The following is a 21876-nucleotide window of genomic DNA, read 5'->3' as shown; positions in this document are numbered from 1 at the left end:
CCCTCTTTTCACAAAAGATAATTATTAATTACAATTGATAGAACACTGAATACAATCAGACTTAAAACAGCCGTTGTATACAACAACGCATTCGTAGTTAAAATGTCTTTGGGCTGGGGTGAGCGAAGTGGTACGCCGATAGTCGGCTTATAGATTTCAACACCATGATAGAGATGGGTCCCACCTAGTTGAATTCCTAATGCTCCTGCAACTACCGCTTCAGGATAGCCGCTATTAGGACTTTTATGATTACGACAATCTCTTTTTCCAACACGCAAAGCATTAGATGTATTAAGTTGCAAGAATTTAGTAGCAACTAATAAGTATAGCCAAGTCATACGAGCAGGCAGGAAATTCCAAAGATCATCCATTTTTGCCGAGAACCAGCCAATTGCTCGGTATTTTGGCGTCACATAACCTACCATTGAGTCTAGGGTATTAACAGCTTTGTACATCATTGCCAAAGTGGGTCCGCCAATGAATAAGCATAATAGTGGTGCGATCACTCCATCACTAGTATTTTCGGCAATAGTTTCAATCGTTGCTTTGGTAATTTCTTCCTTTGTTAACTCATTCGTATCTCTGCCTACAATCATTGCGACTTGCTGACGAGCACTCTTCAAACTTTCATTTACTAATTTCTGATAAACTTTTTGCCCTTCTGACGACAAACTTTTAATAGCCAGAGTAGTGTAAGCCAAATAGATATAACACAAGTTTCCTAAAAGAGGATGTACTAAAAATCCCAATCTTAGAATAAGGTAAGTAACTGCACCCGATCCTAAAACTGTTACAAACCATAAAACAATGCCCCAACGATATCTTTCTTTCTCATTTTTTGTTTGAGTAAAACTCTTTTGAAACCAGTCGATAAAATTTCCAATTATTTTAATGGGATGCGGCCAGCTGTATGGATCACCGACAAGCAAATCCAGCAAAAATGCTATAATAACCAACCCGGTCATAGTCCAGACCTCACTTGCTCCAATAATGTCTGTAAGAAGTTCTCACTTTGATAGAAATGAAGATGAAGATAACTTCCAAATGTATTCTTCTTTTGATAACCGCCAGTCCAACGCTTTACCACCTCTTCATCTCTTTTCTTGGTCATTTTCAACACTGTCTTTTCTTGAGTATTGAAAATTGAATGATGAAATTCATGTCCAACGAGAGTTGAGCCTTTTTTTCCGATTAATGTATCTCGTTCAATTTCTCCATAACAGTAGCCAAACTTTCTCAAACCAGAGGTCATTTCACTGATTCCATCAAAAATCCCTACCATTGGATAACGTTGATCGTCTTCTTTGAAAAATGATCCTAAATACATCAGGCCCCCACATTCTGCCAATATAAAAGCTCCTTGCTCATGCTTGTCTTTGATACTTTTACGCATCGAGTGATTTTCAGCGAGTTGTTGGGCAAATTCTTCAGGATACCCTCCCCCGAAGTAATACAAATCAGCTTCAGGAAGTTGTTGATCCTTCATTGGACTAAAAGTACTAAGTTCCACCCCATATGAGGTTAATAACTCGAGATTATCTTGATAATAAAAGTGGAATGCCTCATCGAGTGCATAAGCCACTTTAAGCTCTGAGTATTGAGGATAATTTGGTGCCCTATACGATATTTTCTCTTCTGGCAGCTTTTCTAATAAACCATTGAAATCAAAGGTCTTTTCTAACGAAGCTGCTACTTGTTCTATTTTTTCATCTACATCATTAATTTCTCTATCTGGTACTAAACCGAGTTGTCTAGAAGGGAGTGCCACTCCCTCTTCACGCTTCAGATAGCCAAAAACAGGAATTTTTGTATAGGTTTCTACTGCTTTTTTTATTAATTGGTAATGCGTATCAGACGCAACCTTATTAATAATTACGCCACAAATCATGACCGCAGGATCAAAATCAGAAAAGCCCTTTACAACAGCTGCAACAGATGTTGAAGCTGATTGTCCATTGACTACTAACAGCACTGGACAATTCAATTGTTTGGCCACACCCGCACTAGAACAAAAATCCTTGCTCACTCCCAATCCATCAAAAAGCCCCATTACTCCTTCAATCACACAAATATCTACTTGCTGGGCCTCTTTCTCAAATAGTGTTTGCAATCTCTCGTCATCTTGTACTAAAAACATATCTAAGTTTCGTGAAGGTTTTCCAGTAATTCGTGTATGGTATTGCGTATCAACATAATCTGGTCCAACCTTATAAGGCTGAATTCGATATCCGTGATTTTGTAAAAGCTTCATTAAACCAAGCGTAATCGTCGTTTTGCCTGAACCGCTGGATACTGCTGCGATCATCAACTTTTTCATCATTTCTCCTCACTTCTATCAGTTGTACGCCACGATAGCAGCTTTGATGTACACTTACTTTTGAATAATAGCTGCTAAGTTTCGATCGTTGAATGACGTTCAAAACTTGATCGACTTCTTTTACTGATTCGATCATTATTCCTACTACTGATCCACTATGTGCAACGTTAACACCAAGCCAGTCATACTGCTTTTGAAGTTTTAATAGCTCAGAAAAATATGGTTTGGGTAAAATCTTTTGATTTAATAAAGCACTTTGAATGGCTACTTCTCCAAGCCGCTTTATTGAACGCTCCGATACGGCCGTTTGATAACGATGGTAGATCTTAGAAAATTGCTCACGTTGCTGATAAAAAAGCCGATCTGTTTCAATTGTATGAAATCCTTCAGTTGTGAGTGTCTCCTCTGGTTCTAGAACAATTACATAAAAATGAGGAGCCCACCCACTTTCTTTTCTAACCGTGCCATTCTTTTGTTCAAAGAAGGTGAGTGTTGGGAAAAGTATGCTGTCAGTTCGTTCGATCGCTAAGCAGATGTCTATAATCTCATTTGTCGATATTGTTTTCCCAAGATAGGCCGCGGCAGCCCGACAGGTGGCGGCTATATCTGCAGTGCTGCTGGCCATTCCTTTGGCTAAAGGTAAATCTGAAACAATCGATAGCTCAAAATTTTTACTATCCTCGTTTCGAAGATTAAAGTGATCAAAAGTCCTTTTTAAGGCCTCTTTAGATTTAGAGTGTGTAGATTCAAAGGAATGCCCAGCTTGAATGGTGACTCTAGAAAAGCGATCAATACCATAACTGACTAGTTTTTGTGAATCTCCGTACCATCCCTGAATCAGCTCCCCACAGGAACCTGGGCAGGATGCTGTCGCCCTCATAGTATTGCCTCCAATGCCTCAAGTAATTTTTGATTTTCGACTCTTGATTTAACAGCTATTCGATAATACCTTTTAGTCAATCCATTAAAGCTATTACAATTTCGAATCAAAATATTTTTATGGATCATTTTTTCTTGTAAGCAACCGCTCCCTGAATAGCGAAAAAAAAGAAAATTGGTTTGGCTGGGGAATAACTCCAGCTCCTTGTATTTTGATAATTCTGCTTCTAAAAAAAGTCGTTCGCTTATAATGTACTGCTTACTTTCCTCAATAAACTGAGTTTCTTTCAATGCTTGTTGCCCCGCTAATTCAGCAAATGTATTGATATGCCAAGGAATAGTTTTCTCATTAATTTCTGCTAAGATTGATAAATTACTTGTTAGTAAATAGCCTAATCGTAATCCTGGAATCGCAAACATTTTCGTTAATGAACGGAAAATGAATAAATTTGAATAATCCTTAATCGACGGGATAAGCGAATGCTCTTCTTCTGTGAAATCGACAAATGCTTCATCTACGATTAGCACCATTTTATTTTCGCGACAAAAAGCTAACAGATCGTCGAGTTCTGACTGATTTAATAACTGTCCTGTTGGGTTATTTGGATTACAAAGACAAATTCCTGTAACCTTTTGCTTTTTCGCAGCCTGTTTTAACTGTGAAATCGACCATTGAAAATTCGACTGCTCTAAGTAGAAATAACAAAATTCTGTATCTTGCTGACCAAAGGCCTCCTCATATTCCATAAAAGTTGGTGCAAGCAACATCAATTTCTTTACACTTAGTGTACGTCCCAACATGAAGATTGCCTCGGCTGCACCGTTTGAAGGGTATACATATCTCTGTGGAATTTTATGGAAATTTGCGATAGCTTGAATCAGTGAATGGTAACGAATATCCGGATAATGAATCAACATCTCGATATTGTCTGTTAGAATTTTCTTGATTTCCTCTGGAATACCTAGAGGATTGATATTTGCGCTAAAATCAATTAACTGACGCTTATTCTTTTGATATATTTCACTAATTTCTTGAATGTTTCCTCCATGCTTAGCTGTCATAGCAACGACTCCGATTTTTGATTATTTTAAAAAGACTGCTTCTTTATATTTTTGAGGAATACCTAAAATTACAACCTCGGACAAACATAAATTGACTACAGTTGCGAGTGTCAAAGGTACAAAAAGCATAAAAACAACTGGTCCCATCACTGGGTAGAGTAAAAGTAAATCAAGCGGTACATTGATTGTGTAGGCAACTAACATTGAGACAACAGAAGCAGCAATCTTATTTTTTGAAAACTTTCTGCGTGTCCAACTATAAAAGAACATGCAAGCAGCCATCAAAACTGCAATAACCAAGTGGATCGGTAAAGTATTAGGAAAGCCAGACAGTAATGCAGAGATCATATGTCCAAAAAACCCTAAAAATGCACCTGCGGCAGGTCCGAGTATGATTGCACCAATGAACGCTGGAAAAGAATCTAGTGCGATTGAACCCAAAATTTTGATATTCGCACCTATCACGCAAAGAGCCAATAAAATTGCCAGTGTTGCTAATTTTTTTGTTGAATATTTCATAATAATTCCCTCCTTAAAAATAAATACGACGAGTCCAAATAAGATGGGCTCGCCGTATTTTAATTTGTCTAAACTCATGAATAGACACTCAGCAAAATAATCTTCCCAATCCAATTATTTTTTAATCCCTACACAAGGTATCCTGACTTCGCATCATTTTACTTTCTCGCCTTCCCGAAAAGTGGCTGTTGAGATTTCATCCGCATATACAGTAGAAAGGGGCTGTTGAGGATTCTCACCTCATTCCCTTGTTTAGTTATTAAATATTCAATTTTCATTCTCATTATAGCAAACGTTTACACTACGACTGATCTTTTTCCTATAACTCAGCCACATTATGCTATTTTTCAAACGAGAGGACAAAATATTACTATGCTGACCAATAACAATCTAGATTCCAGCTATTTGTACAGCAAAGTTAAGCTATTATAGATGCTCGCTAACTGTAATTTTATTGAATCCGCTTTCTTAAATGGTAATTTACAAATCACTAAAAGACTATTCAATCCGAACAGTTCAGCCAAAATTTGTTATTTCTTGCGAAAACAAAGCAATATATTGTTATTGCTCCTACTTGCGTACTTAGAAGTGTTGATTTACCAATCATCTACTTCGCTTTTGCAAAACTATTTTATTCTTTTGGGATAATAATCTATCTTGTCTTTTTTTTTGAAAGAAAATAAGATATAGAAAAAGACTACCGGGAGCAAACGATGGATAAAATGAAATCTTCTCAAAATTTGATCTTGATTATCACTACCACAGTGTATTCATTTTCTAGCATGGTTTCAGCTTTCTTTATGCTAGGAAGTCAATCACTTATTTGGTTTTTTATCAGTGCTTTTTTTTACTTCATTCCTTATGCGTTGATCGTCGCTCAATATACCAAAAAATATGCCCATCGCTCAGGAGCGATCTATGATTGGTTAAAGGAGTCTCTTTCACCCAAAGCCGCCTTTACTACTGTTTTCCTTTGGTATAGCAGTTATTTTATTTGGATGATCAGTCTATTTATGAAAATCCTAATCCCTATATCTGTTCTTATTTTCGGCAAGGATATCACTGCTTCAATTGATTGGTTTGGACTTTCTCCACAGATTTGGCTAGCTCTTTTTTCAATTTTGGCGGTTTTGTTTATCACTTGGATGAATAAACGTGGTTTTCAAGTTATTTTTAGGTTTCTGCATATTAGCGGGTATGCGATGGTCGGCTTGCTAATTATTTCAATTATTGGAAATTTATTGCTGATCATAAAAAATCCAGATCAGGTAGCAGAAAACATCACTCATAGCATTACAGTATCAAGTTTTTTTCAAGAATCATCTAATCGTTTACTTTCCCAATTACCTTTTTTTATTTTCTCAATCACAGCATTTGGGGGATTGGACACCATTGCAAGCCTTGCAGATAAAACAAAGAATAGTCGAACGAGGTTTCCTCGATCAGTGATCATCAGTTCATTTGTTGTGTTGATGCTATATATCAGTGGGATCATTCTTTGGAGCTGCTCCAACAATATTGAGGAGCTGAGAAATGCGACCTCTCTTCATCTCGGCAATTTAATGTATGGTGTAATGGAACAATTAGCTAAGAATTTAGCTGTTTGCTTCAACTTATCTGCTTCACATAGTTATTTATTAACTCAGCTTTTTATACGCTATACTGCTTTGACTATGGGGCTTGCTTACTTAAGTCTACTTAGTTCTATTAGTTATGGACCTTTAAAAAGTTTGATTAAAAGTACCCCGAAAATATTTTGGCCGAAGTTTTCAACGCTTAATAAGAATCAAATGCCAGAGAATGCACTTTGGATCCAATCATTCCTTATCTCGTTATTTATTGGGCTGCTCGCTTTCAGTAACACCTTCCTATCCGAACTGTTTAACCAGTTGACTTATATGACAAATGTTTCTAGAGCGATTCCTTACTTCATCGTTGCTGCTAGCTTCCCATTTTCTTTGAGGAAAAGGATCATTTTAAAAGACTCATTGATTATTAAAAATAATTTCTTAAATTACTTTTTATCTCTCAGTGTATGTATTTGTATTTTTATCGCAATTGCTTTTCAAATCTATGAACCACTGAAATTAGGAAATTACTTGAACTTTTCTACACTACTTTTAGGCCCAGTATTTTTTGGTGTCCTTTCACACTTCATTTATTTTCGCTTGGAACAAAAGAAAGCTTTATTACGTCCTTCTAAGCAAAATGAAGACAATCGGTTGATGTAAATTAGAAACCTCTTGAATAAAAAAACTTGGAGACACTTTCTATAAATCGAAAAGTGTCTCCAAGTTTTTAGTTTAATCCCTTCACAAAACAGTTGATTGCATGAGATACAAAAGCGTCTTTATCTATTTTGTACTGATCCTCACTAGAATATGCGTGTAAAAAAGCAAAACCGATCATACTAGAAAAGATGACTTCCGCCGATTCTTTCGGATTTCCAATTTTCAGCTCTCCTCTTTCCTTCATTTTATTTAAATAATCTTGTATCAGCTCTGTAAAGGCGCTTGGAATTTTTTGGATATATGGCAGTGTTTCTTGATAAATTTCTTGTGATCTAAGTCCCATTGAAAAACGCACAATTTCTGGTGTTACTTGCTCAAAATAATTTTCCATGATCAGGCGCAAATCCTTCGTAATGTTCCATTGAAACTGTTTGAAACTATCATTGTTTACTGAGGGAATCCAATCCGCTTCTTCCAATGTTGCAAACAACAACTTTTTTTTACTACCAAATTGGCGAAATACTGTCGCCTCATTCACTTGCGCTTCTCTTGCAATGTCTTTCGTAGTCATATCACTGTAGCCTTTTTTAATGATCAGTTGTTTTGTTGCCGCCATAATATTGGCTCGAGTTTTTTTCATTTTACTGTCCTTTACTCCTTTGAAAGACTTGAGATGGCTACGCTTCCTCCGCGAATTACTTCCATTTCCTCTATAACAACGGATTGTCGTAGAGAGTCAACAAGCTCATTATTTTTCTTCTCACAGTTGATGCTTTCAATCAGCAGCTCATTTTCTGTCTGATCAATCACTTCGAACACTAGCCGCTCCTTCAGATTTACTAATAACTGATCCATCTCTTTATTATACTTCAGTTTTACATACATGACTTCTTTTGCATGAATCGAAATATTGCTGTAGTCAATCACTTGAATCACTTCAACCATATTGCTTAATTGATGTTTTATCTGTTCAAAAGTTCGATCATCACTGTAGAGACTGATTGTCATTCGTGAAGTGTCCACAGTCTCGGTTTCTCCGACCGTCAAACTATTTAAATTATATAATTTTCCTGAAAATAAGCCAGATACCTTCGCCAATACCCCTGCTTCATTCTCAACATAAACACTTAGCCATTTTTGCTCTGTTTTATTCATAAACGATCATTTCCTTTAAACTTTGACCTGGTGCAACAATCGGCATAACTTTTTGCTCTGCTTCTAGTATAAATTCGAGTACAAATGTCTCGTTTGGGAGTTGTCTCACATGTTTAAATGCTTCATCTATTTCTTCCTCAGTCGTTATTCTCATACCGTCAATCCCATAACTGCGTGCCAATGCTAAAAAATCAGGAATGTACGGTGTGTTTTTCTCTTTTAGAATCGTATGAGAATAGCGCTCTTCATAAAACATTTCCTGCCACTGCCGGACGTTACCTAGGCAGCCATTATTGAAAATGCAAATGATGATCGGAATTTTTTCTAGCATTACTGTAGCGAGTTCCTGCAGATTCATTTGAAACCCGCCATCTCCGGTGATTGTTAAAACATCCTTATCTGGGTTTCCCAATTTTGCACCGATTGAGGCAGGAAAACCAAAGCCCATTGTGCCCAAACCACCTGATGTCAGTAATTGCCTTTCCTTTGTAACTTCAAGAAATTGAGTCGTCCAAAGTTGATTTTGTCCCACATCAGTAACGACAATTGCGTTAGTAAAATGTTTATTGATTTTTTTTATGATAGCTTCTGGAGTTAATCCAACTTCTGTCATATGAATTGGGAAAGCAGTATCCATTTTTTTTATTTCTTGAAGCCGTTCACACTGGAGCTTCGGACTAACTAAACTTGTAACCTTAGGCAAAATTTCTTTAACCTCTCCAATAAGTCCTAAATAAGTATCAATATTTTTATTGATTATTGCAGGATCAATATCTAAATGAATCAACTTAGCAAGTGGGCAGAACGCTGTTGCATTTCCTGTTACTCGATCATTCAAACGTGTCCCTATTGCAAAAATCACATCGCTGTTTATGAGCGTTTGATTCGCCGCATAGCTGCCATGAATGCCTACATTGCCAATATAGTTCCTGTGATTACTTGGCAACGCGCCTTTTCCCATAATAGTTGAAACAACAGGAGTATTTGTTTTTTCAACAAAATCAAGTAATTCTTTATGCGCGTTTCCTCGATGAACGCCTCCACCAATTAATAAAATTGGTTTTTCTGCATTGTTCAAAGCCTTAGCTGTTTCATTTATTTTTTCAATTGGTGGAACTTGTCTTTTTTCTCCGCCACGAATCGATACAGTTTCTGGATAATTATCAGAACCAGGTTCTTGCTGAATGTTTTTAGGTATGTCTACTACTACAACACCTGGCTTTCCTGTTTGCGCGATCATAAATGCCTTCTTCATGATCGTTCCCAGTTCCTCTCTTTTTTTGACTGTTACCGCATATTTTGCTATTGACCGACTAATTCCTACCATATCAACTTCTTGAAAAGCGTCCTTTCCAATCAAATGTGTTGAAACTTGTCCTGTAATACAGACTAATGGAGAAGAATCATAACCTGCTGTAGCGATACCAGTAATTAAATTAGTTGCCCCTGGACCGCTAGTAACCAAACAAACACCGACTTTCCCTGTAGAACGAGCATAGCCGTCTGCCGCATGAATCAATCCTTGTTCATGACGTGGCAGGACAATTCGAAATTCCTCTTTCTGATAAAGAGCATCAAACAAATCAATCGCTTGACCTCCCGGATAAGCAAAACAAACTTCAACTTTCTCTTTAACTAATGCTTTTACAACCAATTCAGCTCCCGAAATCATTTTAACCGCCTCCTAATTATGCAAGTGTTAACTTGCATTTTAACACAAGTATGATGTTCGCTGTCAACCGTTTTCAAAAGAAAAGGATCGTCCACAAGTGAACGGTCCTTTTGAATTACCATTTTTCTAAATTTGTAGCCATGTCCCAAAATGCATACTCCATTTTACTGCTGATTACGAAAGCCTCAATCATTTGATGTCGCTCTTCCTCTGTACTATCTTCGTAAAGACGATCTAAAAGTGCACGCTCTTTTTTTATTTCTTTGGCCGCGTCTTCACCCGCATAGGTTTCAATCCAACGTTGATATAAAGGATGAGGAGAGCCACTCTCAATCAGACGAACACCAATTTCTTGATACAGCCACGCACATGGCAGCATTCCTGCATAGGCCGTCTTTGGTGTCCCATCAATTAGTTGACGATACATATGAGAAACATAATTGTAAGCAGTCGGTGCAATCGGCGTCTCTACTATCTCTTCCTCAGTAATAGCTAATTCAGTAAAAAATTCTTCACGTATAGCCAACTCGCCTAGTTTAAGATTTTCAGCATTCTCTTTTAGCTGAGCCTGTACCTCTTCATCATCTGTTTGCTCGGCAATATAATCATATAATTTGCTAAAATGTTCAAGATAATAGCGATCTTGCAGCAAATAGTAGCGAAAAACTTCTGGAGCTAAATCTCCTGATGCTAGTGATTGAATAAACGGATGCTCAAAACTTCCTTGCCAAAATGAGGCAGCCTTTTTTCTTGCTAACTCTGTAAAAGTCATTCGTTTCTCCTTTTCTGTAAATAATGGTGTACATTTGATCAAAAATACAAACTGCAATACTTCCTTAATTCGACATAAAAAACCTCCTTTATTCACGTAAGAATGAAAAGGAGGCTTCTATGCTTGAAAGGTACACTCAAGAAAACCCGACCAAAAAAAGGTCGGGTACAAATTTCCAAAATATCGCACATTCCCTGCGCCAGTCCTAACTGTTTCAGGTTCAATGGGTATAATCTCAGCTGTAAAAGCACCCCTAGTGTCATTCGATTGTTAAAAGTATAGCATACCTTTTTGAGAAAAACGATTACAATTTTACTCTATTCAATAATTAATCAAATATTCTCGATTCTTCTACGATCGTCGAGCTAGGGGTCAGAGTAGCCTCTGCGATTGTCTTTCCAGTTTTTTTTAGATAATCTTTTATTAAATGATAGCCAATTGTATAACCGGCATTTCTTGAAAGCCCTATAGGTTGATATCCCTGCTCTCTTGCAACTTCATCACCGTACATGTAAGCGCAGACTTGATCAAATCCGCGAACATCACGACCATCCTTCATCACTTCAATCGTATATTCCAATTCTTCTTTATCATACTCCTTCACCCATGGGCCGCGATACTCGACACCGTAAAGCTTTTCAGCGAAAACCTCTGCTAAACCTTCAATCACCAAATAATCCTCAACACTCACATCGCCATGATTAAATGGTTCATAAGTGAAACGAATATTGTGATTAAACTCATGCGCCAAAGCCGACTTCAGTCGTACCTGATTAAAGTCGTTTGGCACGACAATCAAAAAAATATATCCCGGTATTCCACCGAACCCACTGTAACCCTCACTAGCCATCAATATGCCATTCTCCGGATCGCCCAGTAGAATATTCACGATCAATTCTTCGAATGGAATCTGGTAGCCAATTTCATTGAAAAGTCGAGTACTTTCAGCAATGACTTGAGTACACTCATTAAAAATATTGGATTCCTTCAGCTGCTCTAACCTTGATTTAATTAAATCGACACTTTTTCGCGGTGTCCAAATACCTAACATTTCTGAAGCCATCAGCACATCATAGCCCCCGGGCTTTTTAGAAACAAGTGGTGCATTCAGATAGTGCCACATTTCTTCGAATGGCTTCATTATTTCATAGCGAAATGCCTGTTCATCAACAGTCTCCTGCAGACATCTATCATAAAAAGACAATGAATCAACAATCGTAACTTTAAACTCACTCATTTAGATCCCTCCTTACTTCTTATCATAATGCTTGACGTTGCGTGAAGGTCAATAAAAATAGACATCCTCTGAAAAATCATTTATGCAATCGTATTTGCAAACGATTTTATTTTATGTTAGCATTATCGCAAGAGGTGATATTATGGAACACGAATTGACTATTGAAGAAATAAAAAAGGGATATTCAAAAAATGGAGAATTTCTCTTTCACTGCCTGTATTGTGATCAAACGTTTGATGATCGTTTCGTTTATCCGATCAGTGACTCAAACAGTCAGTTCGCTCGAGCAGAAGGAGCTATGATCTACCATATGAAACATGAGCACAATGGTTCTTTTAACGCTTTGTTAAATCTCGATAAAAATCAAACTGGTTTGAGTGATACACAAAAAAATTTTTTATTGCTATTTTCTACAGGAATTAACGATCAAGAAATAGCAAATCAGCTAGGTATCACGACTTCCGCAGTGAGAAATCATCGCTTCAAATTTAAAGAAAAGAAACGTCAGGCGAAAATCCTTCTGGCATTGTTAGAGTCGATTGATGAAAAGGAGCATAGTGAACTTATCGCAAACTCATTAATTGATTCAGATGAACGGTTTGTCTCTACTAAAAAAGAGCGCGAGAAAGTCTTTGATGTCTTCCTTGATAAAAACGGAAAAGCGAACCAAATTCCGACAAAGGAAAAAAAGCGAATCATTCTGCTCCAAAAGTTAGCTGAAAACTTTACATCTGAAAAACAATATACGGAAAAAGAAGTCAACACGATTATTTCGAAGATGTTCGAAGATTATGTGACGATCAGGCGCTACCTCATTGAGTATGGCATTTTGGGTCGTACGGTGGATGGAACAACGTATTGGAAGATATAGTTTTTTGAAAGGAGCGATTGAATGGGATTGCCAATGAAAATAGATCATTTGCAAGTTACGGTGAAGGATATCAATGAAGTGGAATCTTTTTATGATGGGCTGATGGAAGCTCTAGGTTTTGATTTAAATAAGAAAATCAAAGTCTATTTGGAAGAGATGGATATGGATGTCATCGAATATCTCGATAAATCTTATGATTTTGGCATCTGTTCCGCATTAAAACAATATGAAGAAGAAACAATCCATCGAAGAAAGCCTGGTGCTGTTCACCATATTGCATTTAGAGCTTCATCTAGAAATGAAGTAGATCGAATCTATAAAACAGTGTTGGAACTTGGAGCCAAAATTTTGGATGAACCACAAATCTTTCCACAGCATGGGCCAAATTATTATGCGCTCTTCTTTAATGATCCAGATGGAATCAAATATGAGATCGTGAATAATGATGATCATTTTTAAAAGTCGACTAGCCGTCCAAAAAGACTAACTACTTTTTTGGATGAAGCTTTAAAAATGAAAAGTCGAACGTTCATATACTATCGTAATCGAAAGAATTATGAACGTTCGCTTTACTTTTGTTAAGTGTTTCTCGGAAAAGTCTTTTGTTTAATTATAGTACTTTCCGTTAAGTCTCTAATCCTTCGCTAAACCATTTTTTTGGAGACAAATCAAGTCTGCCTTATTTCCATTTTTGGATATTTTTCACATGAGTAATGTGAAAAGCGACTGCTGAATCAATTGTAGATCGAGTTTTCGAGTACTTGACTACTTTTCTTTAAATACTCTCCAGTAATCGTACCGCTTTCTAATAAGTCTTCAGGTATACCTTTGAACACAACGTTGCCGCCCTTCACGCCGCCGTCCGGTCCGATATCAATTATCCAATCAGCTTGTTTGATGATTTCGCTGTGGTGTTCGATGATTATTAAAGTATTTCCTTTATCTACCATCCGTTGAAATAGCTCATTCAGTTTTTTAATATCTGATAGATGTAATCCTGTCGTTGGTTCATCAAGCACAAAGACAGATTCCTTTTGTGTGATAGCTTTAGTCAGTTTTAACCGCTGACGTTCACCTCCTGAAAGTGTAGCCAAGTTTCGTCCAACCGGTAGATAAGTCAATCCTGTATCAATCATCGCTTGCAGTTTCTCATTCATTTTTTTGCTGCCGATATTTTGATAAAAGTGCTGCAGCTCTTTCGGCGTCATATTTAATACATCCAGAATCGTACATCCCTTCAATCGATAACTCAACGCTTCAGCTGAAAAACGATGTCCTCCGCAATCCTCACATTCATTTACGATCGGATCCATAAAAACTAACTCGACAGTTGTTTCTCCTTTCCCATGACAAGTTGGACAGGCTCCCGTTGAGTTGAAGCTGAACATCCCCACTGGGACGTTATTCGCCTTAGAAAAACTGCGGCGAATCTCATCATAGATCCCAAGGTACGTTGCTGGAGTCGCACGATTGGTTGCTTTGATCGGAGATTGGTTGATGATCGATAGTTCATTTGGAAATTGTTCCGGTAGAACTTTAGTAATCAAAGTTGATTTACCTGAACCTGCTACACCAGTAACGACAGTTAGAATATGTTTAGGTATTTCCACCGTCACATTTTTTAGATTATGCAAGGTTGCATTCTTAATTGTCATCTTTTCATGCCACCTGCGCGGCTGTGTATTGATCGGCAGCGTCTGACAAATTTCCTTTCCTGTAATACTATCTGATTGAAGAAGTTCTGGATAAGTTCCTCGAAAAATAATTTCACCGCCTTGTTTCCCTGCTAGCGGTCCAATATCGATCACTTCATCAGCGATCGCAATCACATCTGGGTCATGTTCCACAACAAAGACCGTATTTTCTTTATCTCGTAAATCTTGCAGAAGTTGATTGATTCGCGAAACATCGCGCGCATGCATGCCCGTACTTGGTTCATCAAAAATATAAAACATGCCATTCAATGCACTTCCCATATGCTTTACCAACTTTACACGTTGTGCCTCTCCACCCGATAAGGTTGGTGTCTTTCGGTCCAACTGTAAATAATCTAACCCAATATCAATTAGACGTTGAACCTGGTCCTTGATTTCATAGATGACTTCATGTACTTCGGGATAAGCTAATCGATTCAAGAACTCAAGTAGCTCATTCATATCCAGCGCTACACAATCAGCAATAGAATAATTATTAATTTTTACTGATAACGTTTGTTGGTTTAATCGACGACCTTCACAATCAGGACACGGCGCTTCATACAATAGTTCTTTTAGTTTTTCCTCGTACATTTTACTATGTCCAGATAAGTCCCGTTTTAAAATAATTCGTTCATAATTTCGACAAATTCCTTCTAATTTCGGATTGATAGGTGTTACCTCTTTTTCAGGATGCCCATAAATCAATTGATTCCACTGGGCAGTGGTCAATTCCTTCAATGGCTTATCATTATCAAAGAAATCTGCTGCAGCATATTGCTTCCAATACCAATTACCAACCGCATATCTAGTATCCAAGACGGCTCCCTGATTCCATGATTTCTCCTGATCAATCAATTTATCAATGTTGATCTGATTAACACGTCCTAGTCCGGAGCACTTCTGACACATTCCCTGAGGATGATTGAAGGAAAATTGACTAGCAGAACCAATATGTGGTTTTCCTATCCTTGAATATAATAGGCGCAACAATGAATAAATCTCAGTGATGGTTCCAACCGTAGACCGTTGATTTCCACCGAGTGGTGTTTGATCAATGACGATTGCTGGGTTAAGATTTTCAATTCGTTCCGCTTTAGGCTGGAGGAATTTAGGCATCCGATTTCTTACGAATGCAGAGTAGTTCGCATTCATTTGTCGCTGTGCTTCCGCAGCGATCGTATCAAAAACCAAGCTGGACTTTCCTGAACCTGACACCCCCGTAAATACAATGATCTGGTTCTTCTGAATCTCTAGTGAGAGATGCTGTAAATTATTTGTGTGAGACCAATTAATCTTAATGGCTTCATCGTATATCCCCCCTTATCTATCCAGTCTAAAGTCTGCCGCAACTGGAGAGTCAAGGAAGAGATGAAACTTTTCTTTTCACCTCTTCCTCTTCTTTAAAAAATGCTGCATTCTTAGGGGATTGTACTGAACGATAGGACATTTCCTTGTTCTTTTTTTGAAAATGACAGAATTATTTTACGTGCTCTCGTCTCATTTCTACTACTTTTTGTCGCAGCCCATGTCTTGATTACAAACAATGTTATTCTATATTGATAATTTGAAAAAACCAGCCCATTTGATGAGCTGGTTTTGCCTTACAAATAATTAGCTTTCTTTAATTCCTCTTGTGCAGCTGATTCATTTTTTTCATTAATTAAAATAATCGGTCCGGTACATCCCATTCCGCTTTCAGCATAAATATCTACTGCCCACAAAGCTTTCACCGCATCCTCTAATTCCATGATCTCGATTCCTGCAATTTCACTCGTAACGATTTCCTTAACGGGCGGTTCAATTTCCTTCGTCTTCACTGATGGTGCTGAAACTAGTTCACCGCAAATTTGTTTCAAGCCAGCTTGATCTGCTTTTTGATACTCAGTTTGACTAATTTTCGCTAACTTCCCCTTCGCCAGTTCATACGCGTATTCCAATGCCTTTACGACCACTGGTGCACCACTAGCCCGAGAAATAATACAAATATTGCGAGCATAATTACGACCGATCCCTGGACCATAACCAGCTCCCAAGGTCTCATAGGTGCCTCCACTGGAATAGGCTGAAAAAAGCTTCATCAAAATATTGCCAGTCAAACTATCACATACCACGACATCAGCACTGCCTAGCAATAGATCGTTTCCTCGTAAAACCTTCCCACCATCTTCTCGTTTACTTTCACCGAAAGCAAGCTCATAACCATTTTCCTGCAAAGCAAGTAATGATCGTTCAACTATTTTTGCTCCTTCAACATTTAAAATACCAACGGTTGGCTGTTTTATCCCACAGGACTTCGCGGCTATGATCCCATTGATAGTGTTTAAAACCATCGCTTCATTGCGAACACCGCTGGCTGTACCAGTTGTAGTCGCAATATACATTTCACGTCCCAACGCAGGTGTTATGACTTTACCAACAGTAGAAACTCCGATAGGAAAATTATAATGCAACGTCACACAGCCTTGAATTTTACCACTGTCTAACAGCTCTTCCATCAACTCAGCTGCTTCTTTTTGACAATCTGTGGTTGAGAAATGTTCAAAGTCTGCCGCCCACTCAACATCACTGCCGATCAAAACTAAATCAAAAAGATTCTTTTGCTTAATAGCAAGTGCAGCCTGCTTCATTACATCAAGGCCTAATTCACTACCATCAATGGTCAATCCGATCTTGATTTTTGCTTCCATTCGTCCAGTTTCCAAACTAGTTGCTAAATCCTCAAAAACTTTTTTGACTGTTTGCTTCACTTGATCAGACATAGCCCTCACCTCTACTCTATTGAAAAATTGGCCGCAAAGCTTCTTAGGGCCTGCGCAACTTCACGTTTCACCAGTTCTTCTAAATCTTGCTGATTCCCTTCAGCAGTTTTGCCGCTGTTTCGTTCAATTAAAATTGACACACCATCAAATAGATTAGTCATCCGGCCCAGAAATAGAGAGCCTTTTCCAACAATCATAGCACGCTTTTTATCACCCGCTATTAAATCTTCTGTTGCAAAACCTAAATATGGGATTCCACTTGGAATGTGTCCTTGTGTCGGTGCCCATCCTACAAGAGCCTTCTCCTCAACAAAGTCTTTCAGTTCTTTCTTCTCGATGTCTTTGCGTAATACACCAATGGCTCCAATCATTTTCAGATTGGCTAACGGTACATCCCCTGCTCCTGCTGGTTTTGTGATATCCGGATTTTGCATTTCGACAGAATACACATCGATATCTTTGATGGTTAGTTGCGCTTTCTCTAAAATGCTAGCGATTAAAGCCGTCGTCACCGCTTGTGGACTTGATCCGCTGCCGACCTCGTGCTTGCCAGTCAAATCGTGTCGCAAAATTGGATGAACACCATCATTTTCACCGATCAAGGTCGCAAAACCACCTAAAACATCTTCTAAAATTGGGAAATCTTTGCCAATATGTGACTTCCCATTCATTCCTAATTTGGCAGTGGCACCGCCTGCAACAATTACTACATTTTTGTGAGTGCCTGCCGCCACCAAAGATGCTGCTGTGATCAATGCATGAGTTGGTCCTGCACAAAAACTACGCATATCTGCTCCCGTTGCATGATCGCATCCGCAAAGTTCAGCGATTGATTTTGCAAAGTTGCCTCCGCCACGCTGATTCATATCTCCACATGCCTCTTCACTACATTCAATTACATAATCAATTTCTTTAGGATCAATCCGATGCTTATCGATCAATTGACGCAAAGCCAGCACTCCGCTGGCTTTCACTACCAAATTTTCTAACATCACATGAGCGTTCAAATTTGTATCAATCTGGTGAGCCGGACTTACACAACCAACTAATTCACGCTCATAGTACAATCCTTCTGCATGATTTTCTGCTATATCCTTTTCGATCCAATCAATTTTTTTACCATCTTTGATTTTTTCCACATCGGCTTTAAACAAGGGATGACTGTTCAAAGCCTCACGAACGGTTAATGCAAAATTTTCTTCCAAATGAACCAATTCAAACACATCAGCGATTTGAAGCAACCCATAAAACTCTAACTCCGGCATAATTTCACCAAATTTACCTTCGCGTTTCCCTTCAAATGGTTGATTGACCCATGGCTGAGGAATTTGCTTCAGCTCCTGATAGCTTAGGTTTCCGATAAACGTTTGATTTGGCGCATAGTTTACTACTTCATCGTAGCGACGAATGTTGTCATAAAGATTCGCTAAATATGGACTGTCTGATGTCGTAATCTTTTCAATTGTTTGAGTAGTTCCGTTATGTTCGATCATATCAGGCGTGTGGATCAGTACATAACTTGCCCCTCGTAAAGTCGAATAGTTCATAAACATCCCACCTTAAACATATTTCTGAATCATTTCTTCAATTGCTTCTTTAGTACAATCATCCTTAGCTACTTCATCGACTTTTTCGCCATTTTGATAAATCGAAATAACTGGTAAGCCTAGAATTTTATGTTGAATACAAAAGCGGCGAACTTTCTTCTGTGAAGTATTAAATTTCGTAAAACGGATTCTGTCTCCGTATTGAGTATATAAAGCTTCTACATCTGGCATCAGAGCTAGACAGTTTTCACAGGTTTCTCCCCACCAATCTACTAAGACTGGGGTATCTTGCGTCAATACTTCTGTGTCAAAATTATCTATAGTTAATTCAATCATGTTACTGCCGCCTCCCTTTTGATCTTCTCGACATATTTTTGTGCTGAAAATGCTGCTATCGCACCATCACCAGTTGCCGTCACGACTTGACGCAGGACTTTCGGCCGCATATCTCCAGCTGCGAAAACACCTGGTACTCGTGTACTCATCGCTTCATCCGTGATCATATAACCGTAATCACTTAATGGGATTTTTCCTTCATAAAGTTTCGTGCTTGGCACATTGCCGATAAAGACAAAGATACCAAATAGCCCATCATCTTCGTCCGCTTCAAAGCGAGTCAATTCACCAGTTTTCGTATTTCGGATCGTCATTGCTTCCACGATGCCCTCACCCTCAATACTTTCCACAATTGAGTCGAAAATATACTCGATTTTTTCGTTGTCTTTCGCCTGTTCGACAGCTATCGCATCAGCGGTGAGATTACTCAAATTTTGAATAATAGTCACTTTACGAGCGAACGTTGTGATAAACATTGCTTCCTCTACTGCTGAATTTCCGCCGCCAATCACAAATACTTCCATATCTTCAAAAAAGGCCCCATCACAGGTAGCACAGTATGAAACACCCTTCCCAGCCAACTCACGTTCGCCAGTACAACCGATTTCCCTTGGAAAAGCGCCATTTGCACAAATAACTGCGTGAGCTTTATAAATACTGCCATCTTTGCACGTAATTTTCTTAATGCCTTCTTCAAAATCCAAATCAGTCACTTCTTTACGCAATTGAATTTCCGCACCAAACTGCTGTGCCTGTTCTGTCATGCGTTTAATCAGCTCAGGTCCTGAAGTTTCTTCTCCAGTCGATTTGATTGAACCAGGAAAATTTGCAATTTCATGTGTCGATACAATTTGTCCGCCTAACTTTGTTTTTTCTAATAGTAAGACTTTAAGACGGGCTCTCGCATTATATAAAGCTGCTGTGAGTCCTGCAGGACCGCCACCAATAATGATCACATCATACATTTAGCAAGCTCCTTTCATCTCAATCGGCTGCCTGAGGGATGCTCCCTCAGGCAGCTAACAATTATTCGAATACTGTTTGTTCCTCCACAGGTATTGTCATCGCCTTCAAAGCTTTTTTAACGATTTCTCGGCGAAGCTTTTGCTCTTCCATCTGGCTTGTATTTGGATTTCCTAATGGATGAGGAATAGCGATAGCTGGTACAATTCTATTCGCTCCTACTGTTTGCGAGATTGGAACTACCGTACAAATGTGAACCACAGGCAAACCTGTTTTTTCAATTTCTTTGACCATCGTTGCCCCGCAACGTGTGCAGGTGCCTCAGGTGGACGTCAAAATAACGGCGTCAACACCATCTGCTAATAATTTCTGTGCAATCTCAGCTGCATATTTTTTCGCGTTCGCAACAGCTGTTCCATTTCCTACTGTCGTATAAAAATAATTATGCAGACTGCCGATCATACCTTCTTTTTCTAGTTCTCTTACTATATCTAATGGCAATACTCGGTTTGGATCTTGGTTTGCATAAACAGGGTCATACCCACCGTGAGCCGTTTCGTAACAATCTGCAGTCAAAGTATCAACGTTCTCAATGGAATACGTTCCGTACTTCGAGGCACTGCTCGATTCTATTCGATCTGGATTACCTTTAGGAACAATCCCACCAGAAGTCACAAGCGCAATCTTCGCTTTTCTCAAGTCACTTATCGCGGTGGCTGGCGCGACGTTATCAAATTCTGGCATCGGATACTCAGTCGTAAATTCTTGATCCTGCAACTTGCGGATCAGCATATCTACTGCTCTAGCAGAACCGCGTTTTTCATCCTGAAAATTCTTTCGATAACGAACAAAGTAACTGTCTTCTTCTGGTGAAACTTGTTCCTTTCTCAACAATTTCAACGCAAGACTCGCAATAACAGGTACTGCTTTTCTCATACCTGCCGCACTATTTCTAGTTGGCACGATATAAGCACCCTTTTTATACATTTCAACTCCAGGGTTTTCTTCATACATTCCGGTCACAGATGGAATGTCCAGCTCAGTCATAACTGATTGAGCAACTTCTCCACAAGCAATTCCATAGCGACCGGCATTAAAGGCTGGTCCGGCAATAACGATATCTGGTTCAAATTGTTTGATGCGTTCTAATACATCCTTTTTAGCACTATCCAAATTCTCATTAAAGAAACTGTCGCCGCACACAACCGTGCCGACGATTTCTGCTTCATCGCCAAATGAGTTCATAAAAGCAAGTCCTGGTCCGACTACTTTCGCTTCTGAGAATGGTTGGATATCCGCCTTTTCTTCACCACCAATCCCAGCATAAAACTGGTTGATGTAGTGAACAACTTTAAACTTAGTCATAAGACGCTCCTTTACTGATTAGTATTTAGCGTATTGATTCCTCATTTCCGACACTTCTTCAATGATGTCATCAACATCTAAAACCATTTCCATCATACCGATTTGCTCTTCAAAAACATTTGGGTCAACAACTTCTTTAAATTCTGGCTCTACAGCGTGATATACAGCTAAGCCTAGCTGTTCATTGGTTAATGGACCGGCATACGTAGGGTCACCATTTGTTACAGTTTCAGCAGCTAATCCAGCCGCCTCTCCTTCAGCAGCTCCGATCAAAACGATTACGTTCTCTGCTCCGAAGTTTTCTGCTGCCTCTTTTACTCTACGTTGATTTTCTAAGTCCATTGCCCCAGCGGCCGTTCAGACGAAACATTCTGTTGATGAGAATATTACGTCAGCTCCGGTACCTTCAATACAAGCCTCGATTGCTTGCCCTGGAATACCGTCACGGTCGCCAATCACTAAGACTTTTTTATTCTTTAAATTTAAAGTCATTA

Annotated in this window: 20 protein-coding genes and 2 riboswitches; of the genes, 3 read left to right on the top strand and 17 right to left on the bottom strand. The window is 38.7% G+C overall.

Annotation, left to right across the window (positions count from 1 at the left end; genetic code table 11):
* Nucleotides 1-8: 8 nt before the first annotated feature.
* Genes cbiB through JZO85_RS07625 form a run of 5 tightly spaced genes read right to left on the bottom strand, consistent with a single transcriptional unit; the run spans nucleotide 9 to nucleotide 4777 of the window.
* Nucleotides 9-965: an adenosylcobinamide-phosphate synthase CbiB gene (gene cbiB, locus JZO85_RS07645; protein ID WP_207107910.1), complete on the bottom strand. Its 957-nt coding sequence runs from the start codon at nucleotides 963-965 to the stop codon at nucleotides 9-11.
* Nucleotides 962-2317, bottom strand: coding sequence for a cobyrinic acid a,c-diamide synthase CobB (locus tag JZO85_RS07640; RefSeq protein WP_207107909.1), 1356 nt, complete (start codon nucleotides 2315-2317; stop codon nucleotides 962-964). The genes cbiB and JZO85_RS07640 overlap by 4 nt, the downstream gene beginning before the upstream one ends.
* Nucleotides 2208-3197, bottom strand: a complete 990-nt coding sequence (locus JZO85_RS07635; RefSeq protein WP_207107908.1) for a GHMP family kinase ATP-binding protein — start codon at nucleotides 3195-3197, stop codon at nucleotides 2208-2210. The genes JZO85_RS07640 and JZO85_RS07635 overlap by 110 nt, the downstream gene beginning before the upstream one ends.
* Complete coding sequence (gene cobD, locus JZO85_RS07630; RefSeq protein ID WP_207107907.1) at nucleotides 3194-4258, bottom strand: threonine-phosphate decarboxylase CobD; 1065 nt, start codon at nucleotides 4256-4258, stop codon at nucleotides 3194-3196. The genes JZO85_RS07635 and cobD overlap by 4 nt, the downstream gene beginning before the upstream one ends.
* A 21-nt stretch (nucleotides 4259-4279) precedes the next feature.
* Nucleotides 4280-4777 (bottom strand): ECF transporter S component, encoded by a 498-nt coding sequence (locus tag JZO85_RS07625; RefSeq protein ID WP_207107906.1) that lies wholly within the window; start codon nucleotides 4775-4777, stop codon nucleotides 4280-4282.
* 135 nt (nucleotides 4778-4912) lie between these two features.
* Nucleotides 4913-5026, bottom strand: a riboswitch (cobalamin riboswitch).
* 464 nt (nucleotides 5027-5490) lie between these two features.
* Between JZO85_RS07625 and JZO85_RS07620 the strand changes: the two genes are divergently transcribed.
* Complete coding sequence (locus JZO85_RS07620) at nucleotides 5491-7008, top strand: amino acid permease (RefSeq protein ID WP_207107905.1); 1518 nt, start codon at nucleotides 5491-5493, stop codon at nucleotides 7006-7008.
* Nucleotides 7009-7075: 67 nt separating this feature from the next.
* On the opposite strand, the gene JZO85_RS07615 is transcribed toward JZO85_RS07620, so the two are convergent.
* From JZO85_RS07615 to JZO85_RS07595, 5 genes are all read right to left on the bottom strand, one after another.
* Nucleotides 7076-7648 (bottom strand): TetR/AcrR family transcriptional regulator, encoded by a 573-nt coding sequence (locus tag JZO85_RS07615; RefSeq protein WP_207107904.1) that lies wholly within the window; start codon nucleotides 7646-7648, stop codon nucleotides 7076-7078.
* A gap of 11 nt (nucleotides 7649-7659) precedes the next feature.
* Nucleotides 7660-8163 carry an acetolactate synthase small subunit gene (gene ilvN, locus JZO85_RS07610; RefSeq protein ID WP_207107903.1) on the bottom strand — a complete coding sequence of 168 codons (504 nt, stop codon included), beginning with the start codon at nucleotides 8161-8163 and terminating at the stop codon, nucleotides 7660-7662.
* On the bottom strand, nucleotides 8156-9835 hold the full coding sequence (gene ilvB, locus JZO85_RS07605) for a biosynthetic-type acetolactate synthase large subunit (protein WP_207107902.1): 1680 nt from the start codon (nucleotides 9833-9835) through the stop codon (nucleotides 8156-8158). Before ilvB ends, ilvN begins: the two co-directional genes overlap by 8 nt.
* A 115-nt stretch (nucleotides 9836-9950) precedes the next feature.
* Nucleotides 9951-10607 (bottom strand): thiaminase II, encoded by a 657-nt coding sequence (gene tenA / locus JZO85_RS07600; protein WP_207107901.1) that lies wholly within the window; start codon nucleotides 10605-10607, stop codon nucleotides 9951-9953.
* Nucleotides 10608-10780: 173 nt separating this feature from the next.
* A riboswitch (TPP riboswitch) is annotated at nucleotides 10781-10872 on the bottom strand.
* A 63-nt stretch (nucleotides 10873-10935) separates the two neighbouring features.
* Nucleotides 10936-11844, bottom strand: a complete 909-nt coding sequence (locus JZO85_RS07595) for a DUF2268 domain-containing putative Zn-dependent protease (protein WP_207107900.1) — start codon at nucleotides 11842-11844, stop codon at nucleotides 10936-10938.
* Nucleotides 11845-11986: 142 nt separating this feature from the next.
* On the opposite strand from JZO85_RS07595, the gene JZO85_RS07590 reads away from it, so the two are divergent.
* Nucleotides 11987-12715, top strand: a complete 729-nt coding sequence (locus JZO85_RS07590; protein WP_207107899.1) for a DUF2087 domain-containing protein — start codon at nucleotides 11987-11989, stop codon at nucleotides 12713-12715.
* A 21-nt stretch (nucleotides 12716-12736) separates the two neighbouring features.
* Nucleotides 12737-13174 (top strand): VOC family protein, encoded by a 438-nt coding sequence (locus JZO85_RS07585; protein WP_207107898.1) that lies wholly within the window; start codon nucleotides 12737-12739, stop codon nucleotides 13172-13174.
* 275 nt (nucleotides 13175-13449) lie between these two features.
* Here JZO85_RS07585 and JZO85_RS07580 read toward each other — a convergent pair whose 3' ends face one another.
* The 7 genes from JZO85_RS07580 to grdA form a co-directional block, all read right to left on the bottom strand.
* Nucleotides 13450-15603, bottom strand: a complete 2154-nt coding sequence (locus JZO85_RS07580) for an ATP-binding cassette domain-containing protein (protein ID WP_242550269.1) — start codon at nucleotides 15601-15603, stop codon at nucleotides 13450-13452.
* 410 nt (nucleotides 15604-16013) lie between these two features.
* Nucleotides 16014-17171: a glycine/sarcosine/betaine reductase complex component C subunit alpha gene (gene grdD / locus JZO85_RS07575; protein ID WP_207107897.1), complete on the bottom strand. Its 1158-nt coding sequence runs from the start codon at nucleotides 17169-17171 to the stop codon at nucleotides 16014-16016.
* An 11-nt stretch (nucleotides 17172-17182) separates the two neighbouring features.
* Nucleotides 17183-18718: a glycine/sarcosine/betaine reductase complex component C subunit beta gene (grdC, locus tag JZO85_RS07570; protein ID WP_207107896.1), complete on the bottom strand. Its 1536-nt coding sequence runs from the start codon at nucleotides 18716-18718 to the stop codon at nucleotides 17183-17185.
* 12 nt (nucleotides 18719-18730) lie between these two features.
* Nucleotides 18731-19054 carry a thioredoxin TrxA gene (gene trxA / locus JZO85_RS07565; protein WP_207107895.1) on the bottom strand — a complete coding sequence of 108 codons (324 nt, stop codon included), beginning with the start codon at nucleotides 19052-19054 and terminating at the stop codon, nucleotides 18731-18733.
* Complete coding sequence (locus JZO85_RS07560) at nucleotides 19051-20019, bottom strand: NAD(P)/FAD-dependent oxidoreductase (protein WP_207107894.1); 969 nt, start codon at nucleotides 20017-20019, stop codon at nucleotides 19051-19053. The genes trxA and JZO85_RS07560 overlap by 4 nt, the downstream gene beginning before the upstream one ends.
* A 61-nt stretch (nucleotides 20020-20080) precedes the next feature.
* Nucleotides 20081-21382, bottom strand: a complete 1302-nt coding sequence (grdB, locus tag JZO85_RS07550; protein WP_242550268.1) for a glycine reductase complex selenoprotein B — start codon at nucleotides 21380-21382, stop codon at nucleotides 20081-20083.
* Between the two features lie 18 nt (nucleotides 21383-21400).
* Complete coding sequence (gene grdA, locus JZO85_RS07545) at nucleotides 21401-21874, bottom strand: glycine/sarcosine/betaine reductase complex selenoprotein A (protein WP_242550267.1); 474 nt, start codon at nucleotides 21872-21874, stop codon at nucleotides 21401-21403.
* Nucleotides 21875-21876: the final 2 nt, after the last annotated feature.

It is taken from the genome of Candidatus Enterococcus murrayae (assembly GCF_017315985.1).
GTDB lineage: Bacteria > Bacillota > Bacilli > Lactobacillales > Enterococcaceae > Enterococcus_A > Enterococcus_A murrayae.
Note: the sequence above shows the minus strand (reverse complement) of the source record. Positions and strands in the feature narration are given on the sequence as shown.

What these genes read in the sequence shown, in the direction of transcription:
- cbiB (WP_207107910.1), bottom strand. Translation starts at nt 965, where the DNA reads ATGACCGGGTTGGTTATTATAGCATTTTTGCTGGATTTGCTTGTCGGT.
- JZO85_RS07640 (WP_207107909.1), bottom strand. Translation starts at nt 2,317, where the DNA reads ATGAAAAAGTTGATGATCGCAGCAGTATCCAGCGGTTCAGGCAAAACG.
- JZO85_RS07635 (WP_207107908.1), bottom strand. Translation starts at nt 3,197, where the DNA reads ATGAGGGCGACAGCATCCTGCCCAGGTTCCTGTGGGGAGCTGATTCAG.
- cobD (WP_207107907.1), bottom strand. Translation starts at nt 4,258, where the DNA reads ATGACAGCTAAGCATGGAGGAAACATTCAAGAAATTAGTGAAATATAT.
- JZO85_RS07625 (WP_207107906.1), bottom strand. Translation starts at nt 4,777, where the DNA reads ATGAAATATTCAACAAAAAAATTAGCAACACTGGCAATTTTATTGGCT.
- JZO85_RS07620 (WP_207107905.1), top strand. Translation starts at nt 5,491, where the DNA reads ATGGATAAAATGAAATCTTCTCAAAATTTGATCTTGATTATCACTACC.
- JZO85_RS07615 (WP_207107904.1), bottom strand. Translation starts at nt 7,648, where the DNA reads ATGAAAAAAACTCGAGCCAATATTATGGCGGCAACAAAACAACTGATC.
- ilvN (WP_207107903.1), bottom strand. Translation starts at nt 8,163, where the DNA reads ATGAATAAAACAGAGCAAAAATGGCTAAGTGTTTATGTTGAGAATGAA.
- ilvB (WP_207107902.1), bottom strand. Translation starts at nt 9,835, where the DNA reads ATGATTTCGGGAGCTGAATTGGTTGTAAAAGCATTAGTTAAAGAGAAA.
- tenA (WP_207107901.1), bottom strand. Translation starts at nt 10,607, where the DNA reads ATGACTTTTACAGAGTTAGCAAGAAAAAAGGCTGCCTCATTTTGGCAA.
- JZO85_RS07595 (WP_207107900.1), bottom strand. Translation starts at nt 11,844, where the DNA reads ATGAGTGAGTTTAAAGTTACGATTGTTGATTCATTGTCTTTTTATGAT.
- JZO85_RS07590 (WP_207107899.1), top strand. Translation starts at nt 11,987, where the DNA reads ATGGAACACGAATTGACTATTGAAGAAATAAAAAAGGGATATTCAAAA.
- JZO85_RS07585 (WP_207107898.1), top strand. Translation starts at nt 12,737, where the DNA reads ATGGGATTGCCAATGAAAATAGATCATTTGCAAGTTACGGTGAAGGAT.
- grdD (WP_207107897.1), bottom strand. Translation starts at nt 17,171, where the DNA reads ATGTCTGATCAAGTGAAGCAAACAGTCAAAAAAGTTTTTGAGGATTTA.
- grdC (WP_207107896.1), bottom strand. Translation starts at nt 18,718, where the DNA reads ATGAACTATTCGACTTTACGAGGGGCAAGTTATGTACTGATCCACACG.
- trxA (WP_207107895.1), bottom strand. Translation starts at nt 19,054, where the DNA reads ATGATTGAATTAACTATAGATAATTTTGACACAGAAGTATTGACGCAA.
- JZO85_RS07560 (WP_207107894.1), bottom strand. Translation starts at nt 20,019, where the DNA reads ATGTATGATGTGATCATTATTGGTGGCGGTCCTGCAGGACTCACAGCA.